This is a genomic window from Pseudomonas sp. Emmai (assembly GCF_055179735.1).
In genome coordinates this window covers 482,081-495,488 of record NZ_CM143685.1, presented here as the reverse complement: position 1 = coordinate 495,488, position 13,408 = coordinate 482,081, and the positions used below count along the sequence as shown (strand labels likewise).

Below are 13,408 nucleotides of genomic sequence, written 5' to 3'. Positions count from 1 at the left end.
CATCTTGAGTGCCAGACTGAAAGTGCGAACCACAGTCAACGGTGAGAAGGAGTCCACACATGAAGCTTATGCGAATTGGGGTCGACCTGGCCAAGAACGTGTTTCAGATCCACGGCGTGGATTGTCATGAGCTACCCGTCTGGCGGCAGCGTTTATCGCGCGATCGCTGGCTGCAAACGGTGCTGGAAAAGATCGAAACCGGCTGTGAGATCGGCATGGAAAGTTGCGGTGGTGCGCACCATTGGGCGCGGCAACTACAAGCACGCGGATTTCGGGTGAAGCTGATCGCGCCGCAGTTCGTCAAACCGTACGTCAAGAGCAACAAGAACGACGCCAACGATGCCGAGGCGATCTGCGAAGCCATGAGCCGCCCCAGCATGCGCTTCGTCGCCGTCAAGACCATCGAACAACAGGATATTCAGGCGACGCATCGCATCCGGGCCGGCTTAATCGAACAGCGCACGGCCAAAGCCAATCAGATTCGTGGGCTGATCGCCGAGTACGGCCTCGTTGCGCCGAAGGAATTACTGATGCTGCGTCGCGCAATACCTTGCTGGCTGGAAGATGCAGATAACGGTTTGACGGCACGCTTTCGTCGTCTGCTGAATGGCTTGTGGGACGACCTACGCGCACTTGACGAGCGCGTGAGCGAACTCAATGGCGAGATATCTGCAATCGCGGCAAGTGAACCAACGGCCGTCCGCTTGCAGCAGTTACGCGGTGTAGGCCCAATGATCGCTACCGCGCTCATCGCCGCTATCGGTGATGCCCGCCAGTTTGCCAATGGCCGACAATTGGCGGCCTCACTAGGGCTGACACCCAGACAACACAGTTCTGGCGGAAAGGACCGATTACTTGGCATAAGCAAACGAGGAGATGCCTATTTGCGAACGTTGATGGTCCATGGTGCTCGATCAGCACTGCGCACGGCCAAATCCAAAGACGACCGGCTCAGCCAGTGGGCCGTCCGTTTGGCCGAGCGATCACATCCCAATGTGGCCGCTATCGCGCTGGCCAACAAAACTGCACGCATGGCTTGGGCAATGCTGCGCAATGACACTGATTACCAACCGGACAGGGCCGCAGCCTGACCCACAGACTTAAACGCCAACGAGTAAAAACTGCCTACCACGATTGCGAAGCAACCCTAACGATGGCAAACCGGTCGAACCGGCGTCGGCAAACCCCTCAAGCGTCCAAGTGCGCGAAGCACGTAGAAGCGATTGGGAGCCGGCGCGCGAATAGCCCATCATGGCCCTGCATCGAAACGATGCTGTATCCAGAGGCCGAATATACGTGTGCAGTCGGCACGGGCGCCAAAGAGAAGGAAGCTTCCCAACGAGGAGGAGTCCATATACGGACGCAGAGCGTCCGGTGAGGCATTCCCACGCAGAGCGTGGGAACGATCATCACACCCGCACACCTTCTACCGGTTGCCCCTGAACTTCCTCCTTGCGCACAAACCGATTCGCCCGCCCAAACGTCCCGAAATCATTGAACCTCACCCCCATCTCGCGCATGACCTTATGCGCCACCGGCACGGTCATCTGGCGGATGTAGAACGGCTCCTTCACCACAAAATGATGAATCCCGTGGCTGCTGCCGAAGTTGAAGCAGAACGCCTGCATCGGCCACATCCACCACGGGTTCAGCACCTGGGTTTGCTGGATCACATTGCCCAATTCCACATCACCGTAGTAATGCATGTTCGAGCTGACAAAGTGCAGGCAGAAAGTGCGCAACACGTTCGGCCCGATGATCACCACCGCCGCGATGTCGATCACCTGCATCACCGACAACGTGGTCGCCGACCATTCAATCGACGTGCCCATCAGGTACGCGATGCCATTGGCGGCATGGAAGCCGAGAAACACATACCACGCGCCCCAATGCACCAGCGCCAGCGGCGCATAGACCTTCAACGTGCGCTTGATGATGCTGAACTTGTGCGCCCAGGTCTTGGCCCGCAGCATGCGGATAAACGCGGACATCACGTTATCGCCAACCATCAGCAACCGCGCGATGCCCCAGGGCTCGCCGTTGGTGATCGCCCGTTCTTCCATGTCGGTTTCGGTGCCGGAGACCTTGTGGTGGTTGAGGTGCAGATGGCGGCGAATCCACGGGTTGATCGTGCTCGGCCGCGCCAGCCAGACCAGGCCCATCATCAGGTTGTGCGGCACGCGTTGTTTGCGGAAGTACATGCTGTGGATCAGGTCGTGTTCCAGTTCGTGGGTCAACGAGGCGAAAAACGCATTGAGCAGCAAGCACACCCACCCGGCCATGTGCCCGGTGATGTAGAGCGCCGCCGAACCGATCATCCCGGCCAGGGCGAAGGCCAGAATACCGGCGCCCAAGGCGTCTTGATGGTTGAGAATCGGGTAGCGTTTTCGCAGTTCAACGCCTCTGGCCAGCACCACTTCGCGAATATGGGCTGATCGTTGGGCTGCATTCAGTCGCTGGGGACTTGCAGAAGTACCGTCCATGCTTCCATCCTCTGGTTATTGATGGTCACATCCTGCCTTGTGATGCCCCACAAGACGGTAGCCGTGAACGCCAACCTGTTGACCGGAAGCGCCAATCAGCATGACTGAACCGACCTCCCTCGCCAGCTGGACCCGCGCCCTGCGCAAGCAACTCGATGCGTTGGGCCTCGACAGCACCGCCCTGTGCCACCAGGCGGGGCTTGACCCGCAGTTGATGGACGACCCTAACGCCCGTTATCCGTTGTCCAGCACCACGCGCCTGTGGGAAATCGCCGTGCAAGTCAGCGGCGACCCGGCGATTGGCTTGCGGGTGTCGCGTTTCGTCAGCCCGACCACCTTCCATGCGCTCGGTTATGCGCTGGTGGCCAGCGGCAGTCTGCGGGAGGTGTTCGAGCGCATCGTGCGTTATCACCAAGTGGTCAGCGATGCCCTGGAACTGGAACTGACCCGCAGCGACGACCGCTACCGCTTTCGCCTGAAAGTCCCGCCCGGCAACCCGGCCCCGGCCTTCGAAGCCATCGACGCCTTTGCCGCGATCTACGTGCGCACCTGCCGCAATCGCCTGGGTCGCGACTACGCCCCGCTGGCGGTGTACCTGCGTCGCCCGGAACCGGCGGACCCGCACCAATGGCACAAAGTGTTCCGCTCGCCGGTGTACTTTGCCGCCGCCGAAGATCGACTGGAATTCGCCCTGGTGGACTTCGAAAGTCACCTCGACGACGCCAACCCGGAACTGGCCGAACACAACGAAACCGTGCTCAAACGCACCCTCGCCCAGCTCAAACCCCTGACTTGGGAACGCAAGGTACGCGACGCCATCGAAGAACAACTGCCCGAAGGCGAACCCAGCGCCGAGCACATCGCCAAGACCCTGCACCTGAGCCTGCGCAGCCTGCAACGGCACCTGGCGGACGAGGGTTGCCGCTTCGACACCCTGCTCAACGAAAGCCGCGAGAACCTGGCGCTGCTGCACCTGCGTGATCCGCAGTGTTCGTTGAGTGAGATCAGTTATCTGCTGGGGTTTGCAGATACAAGCAGCTTCAGCCGCGCGTTCAAACGCTGGACGGGGATGACGCCGGGGCAGTTTCGGGATGGGTTGCGCTGACGGATTTTGGAAATGGGTTGCCAGGACAGGCCTCTTCGCGGGCAAGCCTCGCTCCTAAAGGGGTAATGCGATCCAATGTAGGAGCGAGGCTTGCCCGCGAAGGCGATTTCCCAGACGCCACAGAAATCTTTCAGCGCCCCCGATCCCGCCGCAACAACTTGCGCACCCGCGCCACCAGTTCACTCACGGCGAACGGCTTGAGCAAGTAGTCATCCTCATGCAATTCCAACCCGCGCAGGCGATCTTCGATGCCGTCCTTGGTGGTGAGGAACAGCACCGGGGTTTCGCCGAGTTTGCGGATTTGTTGCTGTAGCTGCCAGCCGTTGAGGCCCGGGAGCATGACGTCGAGGATGATCAGGTCGTATTCGCCGGACTCGATGAAGCGCCGGCCGTCCATGCCGTTGAGCGCCACATCCACCGAATAGCTCGCTTCGTTCAGGCCGTTGGCCAGGAGTTTGGCGGTTTCGGGTTCGTCTTCCACTAAAAGGACACGCATGGCACACCTCGATTAATCAGGGGTACAGGCTAGGCGTGTTCGGGTCGATTGCCCACCACAAACTTCGAAGACTGCACAACCTGTAGGAGCAAAGCTTGCTCGCGAAGAGGCCCGGCCAGTCGACGAATGTTTGTTGACTGGCCGGGCCTCTTCGCGAGCAAGCTTTGCTCCTACGGGGGTTGTGTGTTGGAGGTTAGATTGTGGCTAATGCTCGGAGCCGCGCGGCATCGAGGATTTCGATCTCGCCATAGCCCAGGCCAATAATCCCCTGCGCCTGCAATTCCTTGAGCATCTGGTTGGTGGTCTGGCGCGACAGCGAGAGCATCGATGCCAGTTGCTCCTGGGGCAGTTGCAACACCCGGCGCGGCGGATCGATTTCGCCATAGCCTTCGGCAATCATCAGCAGGCGATGGGCCAGGCGCGCCGGGGCGGGCATCAGGCTCAGTTGTTCGAGGTTGATGAAGGTCAGGCGCAGTTTGTGGCTCATCAGCAGCGCCAGTTGCCGCCAGTACAGCGGTTGTTCGTCGAGCAGCTTCAGCAACGCCGATTGTGGGATGTGCAGCAAGGTGCACTGCCCGGCGCCGAACGCATCGTGGGTGCGGGGCTGGCCATCGAACAGGCAGATTTCGCCAAACCAGTGCGGCGGTTCGACCAGGCTCAACAACGCTTCTTTGCCTTGCTCGCTCACCGCGCCAATGCGCACCGAACCTTCAAGCACCGCGTACAACCCGCACGGCGGATCGCCACGCTTGAACAGCCGCTGCCCAGGCGCCAACCGCCGCAGCCGGGCCGCAGCCAGCAGACTATCCTGTAAGGGAACAGGTAAATGGCTGAACCACTGCCCGCTCATCAGGCGCGAACGCCAAACCTGCATGTCCATGAAGACTCCTGGAAATTGTCGCCTGGCTGACAGAGCGAACGCTGAACCCGGGGCATGATCCCTCACCCTACAGGAGGAATAACAATGAAAAGCCTCGTTGACCATCTCAGTCAATACGCCGCCTACCACCGTGACCCGCGCAATATCGTCAGCCACTTTATCGGCATTCCGCTGATTGTGGTGGCGGTGGCGGTTTTGCTGTCGCGGCCGCAGTGGCTGGGAGGCTGGGTTTCACCGGCGGTGCTGGTGGCGCTGGCGGCGGCGTGGTTTTACCTGCGCCTGGAGCTGCGCCTCGGGGTGTTGATGACGGTGTTGCTCGGCCTGTGCGTCTGGACAGGGCAAATAATCGCGCAGCAAAGCACGATGCTCTGGCTGAGCATCGGCGTGGTGATGTTTGTGATTGGCTGGGCGATTCAGTTCGTCGGCCATCATTACGAAGGGCGTAAGCCAGCGTTTGTGGATGATGTGACGGGGCTGATCGTCGGGCCGTTGTTTGTGGTGGCGGAGTTGGCGTTTTTGTTGGGGTTGCGGCGCGACCTCAAGGAGCAGATTGAGGCGCGGGTCGGGGGTGTGAGAATCAATCCGAAGCGTGCTGCTGCGTAGATCGCATTCGCGGGCAAGCCTCGCTCCTACAGGATTTTCGTCGGTCGTGATGACAACGTTGACCCTGTAGGAGCGAGGCTTGCCCGCGAAGCTTTTGCCTTAGATGTTCGCGACCTTCTGCCAAACCTTGGGCTTGAAGAACAACGTCTCACCCTTGGCCAACCCGACCAGGCTGTCGTGATCCTTCACCACTTCCGCCTCGATCAATTCGCTCTGCCCTTCCACTTTCAACGTCACCCGCGTGGTCGCGCCCAGCGGCCGGATATCCCGCACTTCAGCCGCGTGGTGGTCCTCCAGCTCATGCCGCGACAGCGACACTTCGTGGGGACGGAACAGCACGTGCTTGTCGTCACCCAGGTGCAAACGGTTCGAATCGCCGAGGAAGTGATAAACGAAATCACTGGCCGGGTTTTCGTAGACGTCGCCCGGTGAGCCGATCTGCTCGATCACACCCTTGTTCATCACCACAATGCGATCCGCGACCTCCATCGCTTCTTCCTGGTCGTGGGTCACGAACACGGAGGTCAGGTTGATGTCTTCGTGCAGCCGCGCCAGCCAGCGCCGCAGTTCCTTCCGGACCTTGGCATCGAGAGCGCCGAAGGGTTCATCGAGCAGCAGGACTTTCGGTTCCACCGCCAGGGCGCGGGCCAAGGCAATCCGCTGGCGCTGACCACCGGACAATTGCTCCGGGTAGCGATCCGACAACCAATCCAGTTGCACCATGTTCAGCAGTTCGTGGACTTTCACCGCGATCTGGCTTTCGCTCGGGCGCTGGTTTTTCGGTTTCATGCGCAGGCCGAACGCGACGTTGTCGAACACCGTCATGTGGCGGAACAAGGCGTAATGCTGAAACACGAACCCGACGTTGCGATCACGCACGTCGTGGCCGGAGACGTCTTCACCGTGGAACACGATGTTGCCCTGGTCCGGGGTTTCCAGGCCGGCGATGATCCGCAGCAGCGTGGTCTTGCCGCAGCCCGATGGGCCGAGCAGGGCCACGAGTTCGCCGCTGTGGATATCCAGGCTGATGTCGTTCAGGGCCTTGAACGCGTTGAAATTCTTGCTGACGTTACGCACTTCGATCGACATGAATTATTCCTCCGCGGCGCTGGCGCGCAGGCGGTTAATACGGTTTTCGCTCCACTGCTTCAGCAGCAGGATGAAGAGCGCCATGATCAGCAACAGGCTCGCCACGGCGAACGCGGCCACGTGGTTGTATTCGTTGTAGAGGATCTCGACGTGCAGCGGCAAGGTGTTGGTCACCCCGCGAATGTGCCCGGAAACCACCGACACCGCACCGAACTCGCCCATCGCCCGCGCGGTACACAGCACCACGCCGTAGATCAGGCCCCATTTGATATTGGGAACGGTGACGTGCCAGAACATCTGCCAGCCATTGGCGCCGAGCAGCCGCGCGGCTTCTTCTTCCTGGGTGCCCTGTTCCTGCATCAACGGGATCAGCTCACGGGCCACGAACGGCACGGTGACGAAAATCGTCGCCAGCACGATGCCCGGCAGGGCGAAGACAATCTGAATGTCGTGATCCTGCAACCACGGCCCAAACAGGCCCTGGGCGCCGAACATCAACACATAGACCAGACCGGCGATCACCGGCGACACCGAAAACGGCAGGTCGATCAGCGTGACGAGCATGCTCTTGCCACGGAACGAGTACTTGCTCACGCACCACGCCGCACTGACGCCGAACACCACGTTCAGCGGCACCGAAATCAGCACCGCGATGACCGTGAGTTTCAGCGCCGACAAGGCGTCCGGTTCAAAGATCGCGGTGAAGAATGCGCCCAGGCCGTTTTTCAAGCCCTGGGACACCACGATGAACAGCGGCAACAACAGAAACAGGGTGAAGACCAGCCAGCACAGGCCGATCAGGATGCGCCGCGACGTAGCACTGCCACGGCGGGCGGCGTTGGCCGAAGAGGCGGCTGCAATAGACGATTGGGACATGGTTCGCGCCTCCTTATGGGGTTTCGATGCGCCGCTGCAGCAAGTTGATCAGCAGCAACAGGACGAAGGAAACCACCAGCATCAACACGCCAATGGAGGTAGCACCGGTGTAATCGTATTGGTCGAGCTTGACCATGATCAGCAGCGGCAGGATTTCGGTTTTCATCGGCATGTTGCCGGCGATGAAAATCACCGAGCCGTACTCACCGACGCCACGGGCAAACGCCAGGGCAAAACCGGTCAGCCAGGCGGGCAACAGCGCGGGCACCAGGATGTAGCGGAACACCTGCAACGGCTTGGCGCCCAGGCACGCGGCGGCTTCTTCCACTTCACGCGGGATGTCGGCCAACACCGGCTGCACCGTGCGCACCACGAACGGCAGCGTGACGAAGGTCAGCGCCAGGGTGATGCCGAGGGGGGTGTAGGCGATCTTGAAGCCCATGTCCGCAGCGAACTGCCCGACCAGGCCGGTCGGCGTATACAGCGCGGTCAGCGCGATACCGGCCACGGCGGTGGGCAGGGCGAACGGCAGGTCGATCATCGCGTCGATGATCTTTCGCCCCGGGAAGGTGTAGCGCACCAGCACCCAGGCCAGCAACGTGCCGATGATGCCGTTGATGATCGCGGCATACAGCGCCGTGCCGAAGCTCAGCTTCAACGCCGCCAGCACCCGAGGTGCGGTGACGATGGCGTAGAACTGATCCCAGGTGAGTTGGGAGGCATGGATGAACATCGCCGCCAGTGGAATAAGCACAATCAGGCTGAGGTACACCAAGGTGTAGCCCAGCGTCAGCCCGAAGCCGGGTATGACGGGGGAGATACGACGCGACATAAAAGTCCTTGGTTGAGAACGCGCAAAGCCCCGACGGTTAAATCGGGGCTCGTTTTATGGCTGCTGCAGGTTACTGCGCCTGGTAAATCTGGTCGAACACGCCACCGTCATTGAAGAATTTCGGTTGGGCAGTTTTCCAGCCGCCGAAGTCTTTGTCGATGGTCACAAGGTCCAGTTTCGGGAACTGCTTGGCGTACTTCGCCGCTACATCTTTATCCCGTGGACGGTAGAAGTTTTTCGCGGCGATTTCCTGGCCGGCCGGGCTGTACAGGTGCTTGAGGTAGGCTTCGGCGATCTGCTCGTTACCCTTTTTCTCGGCGTTCTTGTCGACCACGGCCACGGGCGGCTCGGCGAGGATCGACAGCGAAGGCACGACGATCTCGAACTTGTCCGCGCCGCCGTCTTCTTTCAGCGCCAGGAACGCTTCGTTTTCCCAGGCCAGCAACACGTCGCCCTGACCGTTGTTGACGAAAGTGATGGTCGAACCGCGCGCGCCGGTGTCCAACACGGGCACGTGTTTGAACAGGGTCTGGATATATTCCCTGGCCTTGGCCTCGTCACCGCCGTTGGCTTTCAGGCCATAGGCCCACGCCGCGAGGAAATTCCAGCGGGCGCCGCCGGAGGTTTTCGGGTTCGGGGTGATAACCGACACATCGTTCTTGACCAGGTCGCCCCAGTCCTTGATGCCTTTAGGGTTGCCCTTGCGCACCAGGAACACGATGGTCGAGGTGTAAGGCGTGCTCGCATCCGGCAGGCGTGTCTGCCAGTCGGCCGGCAGGGTTTTGCCGAGTTTGGCGATTTCGTCGATGTCGCCGGCCAGGGCCAGGGTCACCACGTCAGCACGCAGACCGTCGATCACCGCACGGCCCTGTTTGCCCGAGCCGCCGTGGGACTGCTGGATCTTCACGTTGTCGCCCGCGTGGTCTTTCTTCCAGAAGTTGATGAATTCGGCGTTGTAGTCCTGATACAGCTCGCGGGTCGGGTCGTACGACACGTTGAGCAGCTCGTAATCCTTGGCAACCGCGGAACCCGCAAAAAGGGCGCTGGCCAGCGCGGCCAAAGCAAAATGACGAATCGACGACATGGTGAAAGCTCCTGGAATTCTGGTGGTGTTGGCTTTTCTTATGGTTTGAAACCGGGTTGCCTGTTTAAAGATCGCCGCCTTCGGCAGCTCCCACATCAATCCCCCGCAGGCGCTGCCGAAGGCTGCGATCTTTTGATCTTTTCAGCTCGGCTTGTTGGTCGGGTTCTGCAAGCGGAATTTCTCTTTGCGCTCGATCTGGACCACCTGAGCGTTGTGCACGGTGATTTCCACTGCGCCAAAACGCAGATCGCGCAGGGCGCTCTGGATCTCACGCAAAATGGTTGCTTCGTCCTGGCCGTCAACGCTACGTAGGGATGCGCTCATGGTGCTGCTCCTTCGACTGAGAGGTTGCCTGGCAGTGGCGACACTGCTTGCGGCGTGAGGGCAATAGTAGATAGGCGCTGATATTCTTAAAAAGACTATTTGAGAATGTTTATATAACTAGAAAGTATTATTTGATGGGACAAGGGGTTGCGGGGGTTTTCACATTTTCGAAAGCCCCACAAAACCCTGTGGGGAGGGGGGCTTGCCCCCGTGCCCTACAAAACCCTGTGGCGAGGGGGCTTGCCCCCGTTCGGCTGCGAAGCAGTCGTAAATTCTGCTAGCGCGGTGTATCAGACATTTTGGGGCGGCTTCGCCACCCGACGGGGGCAAGCCCCCTAGCCACACAAGCTCCCTCGCCACAAAAGCAGGTCGTGAGCCTCAGCCAATCACCGGCGCCCGTGCCCAATCCAGCAACTCAGCCGGCACCGGACGGCCAAACCAATAACCCTGCCCCAGATCGCAATCGTGTTCGAGCAGGAACCCCGCCTGCTCTACCTGCTCGATCCCTTCGGCGTGCACCTGCATTCCCATACTTTTGGCCAACGCAATAATCACCCGCACAATCGCGCCATCGTCCTCATCCCACGGCAACCCGGCGACAAAGCCCTGATCGATCTTGAGTTTCTGCACCGGCAAGCGCTTGAGCCGCAGCAGCGACGAATACCCGGTGCCGAAATCATCGATAGCCAGGCGCACGCCCAACTCACGCAAGCGGTGCATCTGCTCCAGCGCCACTTCCGGATCGTCCATCACCGCGCTTTCGGTAACTTCCAGTTCCAGATACGCCGGATCCAGCCCGGTTTCGTGCAGCACGTGCGCCACCTGCTGATACAACTCGCGGCGGGCAAACAGGCGCGAAGACACATTCACCGCGACAAACGACAACACCACCCCGGCCTGCTGCCATTGGCACATCTGCTGACACGCCTGCTGCATGACCCACGCGTCGATCTCGGCAATCAACCCGGTGCGTTCGGCGACGGGGATGAATTCTGCCGGGGATATCAATCCGCGTTGCGGATGCTCCCAGCGCACCAGCGCTTCGACGCCGATCAGGCGACTGGTTTTGAGGTCATGCACCGGCTGGTAGTAAACCCGTAGTTCCTGCAGCTCCAGCGCGCGACGCAGTTCGAAGGCGATCTCGACCCGCTGTTGGGCATGGGCGGTCAATTCTTCGGTGTACAGCGCGTAACCATCGCGCCCGGTGCTCTTGGCCTTGAACAGCGCCGAATCGGCGTTGCGCAGCAATTGCTCGGCGCTCAAGGCGTCGCTGGGGAACAGGCTGATGCCGATGCTGGCGTTGATGAACAACTGATGCCCGTCGATCTCGAACGGCTGCTTCAGGCCATCGATGATCCGCTGCGCCAGTGCCGCCGCCTGCACCAGTTGCGGGCAGTTTTCGGCAAGCACCGCAAATTCGTCGCCACCCAGGCGCGCCAGGGTAACGCCCGGTGCGAACAGCCCCTGGAAACGTCCGGCCACCGCTTTAAGTAACTGGTCGCCGACGTTGTGCCCGAGGCTGTCGTTGATCATTTTGAAGTGATCGAGGTCGATCATCAGCAAGGCGCAGCCGCGCTTGTGCAGTTGCGCCGAGGTCAGCGCTTGCTCGACGCGATCGGTGAACAGCAGACGGTTGGGCAGGTCGGTCAGCGGGTCGTGGTGGGCCAGGTGCATCAGTTCGTGTTCGGAGTTCTTGATCGCGCTGATGTCGGAAAACACCGCCACGTAATGACTGACCCGACCCAGATCGTCATGAATGAGGCGGATGGTCTGCCATTGCGGGTAGATCTCGCCGCTTTTGCGCCGGTTCCAGATTTCCCCGCTCCACTCGCCGACGCTGCCGAGCATCGCGAACATCGCCTGATAGAACGCCGGCGGGTGGTGACCGGACTTGAACAGGCTCGGCTGCTGCCCCAGGACTTCTTCGCTCTGATAACCGGTGATTTCCATAAACGCCCGGTTCACATGCACGATCAGGCCTTGGCTGTCGGTGACCAGCACCCCTTCCCGGGTGCAATCGAATACGGCGGCGGCCTGGCGCAAGCGTTCGCGGTCGTCATTTTGCTCACGCAATTTGGCGCCGATGCCCAGGCAACGGAACAACTTGGCCCGGGCGAGGAAGATTAATCCGGCGCTCAGCAGCACCCAGGCGTAACCGTTGATCAGTTGCCATCGCAGCAGTTCATGGGAGCTATCGAAGAAACTGTTCAATAAATAACCACTGAACTGGAGCCAGGCTACTGAAAGCACCAGGTAAAGCAGCGCTGCACGCAATGCATCGCGGTATGTGGCTGACATTCGGCCGTCCATGTCCCTACAAAAGGGTTGGAATTATAGGTCAAAGAAACATCCGGCCACTCTTATCTGAAAGGGCGACTGGTTTTATCTGTGGGCTTAGTGATAATGCATCGGCTGTTTATTTATTAATCGAGGGCCCTATAGCCTATGTGGTACGAAGGTTTTCTCGGCTTGTCGCCCTGGTCACTGGTGGCAGTCACCCTGCTGATGACCCATGTGACCATTGTGGGTGTCACGGTCTATCTGCATCGCTATTCAGCCCATCGCTCTTTGGAGCTCAATGCCGGCCTGAAACATTTCTTCCGCTTCTGGCTGTGGTTGACCACGGCGCAGAACACCCGCGAGTGGACCGCCATCCACCGCAAGCATCACGCCAAATGCGAAACCGTCGATGACCCGCACAGCCCGGTCATCAAGGGCCTTTCCACCGTTCTGCGCAAGGGCGCCGAGTTGTACCGCGAAGAAGCGGAAAACCCGGAAACCCTGCGCATCTACGGCAAGAACTGCCCCGAAGACTGGATCGAACGCAACCTCTACAGCCGTTTCCCGCTGTTGGGCGTGGCGATCATGGGCGTCATCGACCTGCTGCTGTTCGGCACCATCGGCATCACCATCTGGGCCATCCAGATGATGTGGATCCCGGTCTGGGCCGCCGGCGTGGTCAATGGCCTGGGCCATGCCATCGGCTACCGCAACTTCGAATGCCGCGATGCGGCGACCAATCTGGTGCCCTGGGGCATCCTGATCGGCGGCGAAGAACTGCATAACAACCATCACACCTACCCTAACTCGGCAAAACTGTCGGTGAAGAAGTGGGAGTTCGACCTCGGCTGGGCCTGGATCCAAGTCTTCAGTTTCTTCCGCCTGGCCAAGGTCCAGCGTGTAGCGCCGATTGCCCACCGGGTCGAAGGCAAAGGCAGCCTGGACATGGACACCGCCATGGCCATCCTCAACAACCGCTTCCAGATCATGGCCCAGTACCGCAAATTGGTCATCGCGCCGCTGGTCAAGCAGGAGCTGGAAAAGGTCGATCACTCGGTCCGTCACCAATTCCACCGCGCCAAGCGTTTGCTCTCCCGGGAAACCAGCCTGCTGGACGACAAGCACCATGTCCGCATCCAGAACATGCTCGAGCACAGCCAGGCGCTGAAGGTAATTTACGAGAAACGCCTGGCCTTGCAGCAGATCTGGGTCAAGACCAGCTCAAATGGTCACGACATGCTCGCGGCCATCAAGGATTGGGTACACGAAGCCGAAGCCAGCGGGATTCAATCCCTGCGCGACTTCGCCGACCAGCTGAAAACCTACTCCCTGCGTCCTGCTGCCGCTGTCTGACCT

The 13,408-nt window shown here is 60.1% G+C and carries 13 protein-coding genes; 4 read left to right on the top strand and 9 right to left on the bottom strand.

The window, feature by feature from the left end; all coding sequences use genetic code 11:
- Positions 1-59 precede the first annotated feature (59 nt).
- Positions 60-1,091: an IS110 family RNA-guided transposase gene (locus tag ACY4LX_RS02190; protein WP_463259055.1), complete on the top strand. Its 1,032-nt coding sequence runs from the start codon at positions 60-62 to the stop codon at positions 1,089-1,091.
- Between the two features lie 318 nt (positions 1,092-1,409).
- On the opposite strand, the gene ACY4LX_RS02185 is transcribed toward ACY4LX_RS02190, so the two are convergent.
- Positions 1,410-2,483 carry a fatty acid desaturase gene (locus tag ACY4LX_RS02185; protein WP_463259054.1) on the bottom strand — a complete coding sequence of 358 codons (1,074 nt, stop codon included), beginning with the start codon at positions 2,481-2,483 and terminating at the stop codon, positions 1,410-1,412.
- 100 nt (positions 2,484-2,583) lie between these two features.
- Between ACY4LX_RS02185 and ACY4LX_RS02180 the strand changes: the two genes are divergently transcribed.
- Positions 2,584-3,588 carry an AraC family transcriptional regulator gene (locus tag ACY4LX_RS02180; protein WP_149658990.1) on the top strand — a complete coding sequence of 335 codons (1,005 nt, stop codon included), beginning with the start codon at positions 2,584-2,586 and terminating at the stop codon, positions 3,586-3,588.
- A gap of 130 nt (positions 3,589-3,718) precedes the next feature.
- Here ACY4LX_RS02180 and ACY4LX_RS02175 read toward each other — a convergent pair whose 3' ends face one another.
- Both ACY4LX_RS02175 and ACY4LX_RS02170 read right to left on the bottom strand, forming a co-directional pair.
- Positions 3,719-4,084, bottom strand: coding sequence for a response regulator (locus ACY4LX_RS02175; RefSeq protein WP_149658989.1), 366 nt, complete (start codon positions 4,082-4,084; stop codon positions 3,719-3,721).
- 193 nt (positions 4,085-4,277) lie between these two features.
- Positions 4,278-4,964 carry a Crp/Fnr family transcriptional regulator gene (locus ACY4LX_RS02170; RefSeq protein ID WP_463259053.1) on the bottom strand — a complete coding sequence of 229 codons (687 nt, stop codon included), beginning with the start codon at positions 4,962-4,964 and terminating at the stop codon, positions 4,278-4,280.
- A gap of 84 nt (positions 4,965-5,048) precedes the next feature.
- On the opposite strand from ACY4LX_RS02170, the gene ACY4LX_RS02165 reads away from it, so the two are divergent.
- Entirely contained in the window at positions 5,049-5,567 is a 519-nt protein-coding gene (locus tag ACY4LX_RS02165; protein ID WP_463259052.1) for an Mpo1 family 2-hydroxy fatty acid dioxygenase, read from the top strand.
- Positions 5,568-5,666: 99 nt separating this feature from the next.
- Here the strand turns inward: ACY4LX_RS02165 and ACY4LX_RS02160 are convergent, their stop codons facing one another.
- From ACY4LX_RS02160 to dibA, 6 genes are all read right to left on the bottom strand, one after another.
- Positions 5,667-6,656: a sulfate/molybdate ABC transporter ATP-binding protein gene (locus ACY4LX_RS02160; RefSeq protein ID WP_149658986.1), complete on the bottom strand. Its 990-nt coding sequence runs from the start codon at positions 6,654-6,656 to the stop codon at positions 5,667-5,669.
- 3 nt (positions 6,657-6,659) lie between these two features.
- A complete protein-coding gene (gene cysW / locus ACY4LX_RS02155) occupies positions 6,660-7,532 on the bottom strand; it encodes a sulfate ABC transporter permease subunit CysW (RefSeq protein ID WP_054050211.1) in 873 nt (290 codons plus the stop codon).
- 13 nt (positions 7,533-7,545) lie between these two features.
- Positions 7,546-8,364 (bottom strand): sulfate ABC transporter permease subunit CysT, encoded by an 819-nt coding sequence (gene cysT, locus ACY4LX_RS02150; RefSeq protein WP_463259051.1) that lies wholly within the window; start codon positions 8,362-8,364, stop codon positions 7,546-7,548.
- Positions 8,365-8,434: 70 nt separating this feature from the next.
- Complete coding sequence (locus ACY4LX_RS02145; RefSeq protein WP_463259050.1) at positions 8,435-9,448, bottom strand: sulfate ABC transporter substrate-binding protein; 1,014 nt, start codon at positions 9,446-9,448, stop codon at positions 8,435-8,437.
- 141 nt (positions 9,449-9,589) lie between these two features.
- Positions 9,590-9,772, bottom strand: coding sequence for a sulfur starvation response protein OscA (gene oscA / locus ACY4LX_RS02140; RefSeq protein ID WP_054050217.1), 183 nt, complete (start codon positions 9,770-9,772; stop codon positions 9,590-9,592).
- A 378-nt stretch (positions 9,773-10,150) separates the two neighbouring features.
- A complete protein-coding gene (gene dibA / locus ACY4LX_RS02135; RefSeq protein ID WP_463259049.1) occupies positions 10,151-12,070 on the bottom strand; it encodes a phosphodiesterase DibA in 1,920 nt (639 codons plus the stop codon).
- 147 nt (positions 12,071-12,217) lie between these two features.
- Between dibA and desA the strand changes: the two genes are divergently transcribed.
- Complete coding sequence (gene desA / locus ACY4LX_RS02130; RefSeq protein ID WP_133840048.1) at positions 12,218-13,405, top strand: delta-9 fatty acid desaturase DesA; 1,188 nt, start codon at positions 12,218-12,220, stop codon at positions 13,403-13,405.
- Positions 13,406-13,408 lie beyond the last annotated feature (3 nt).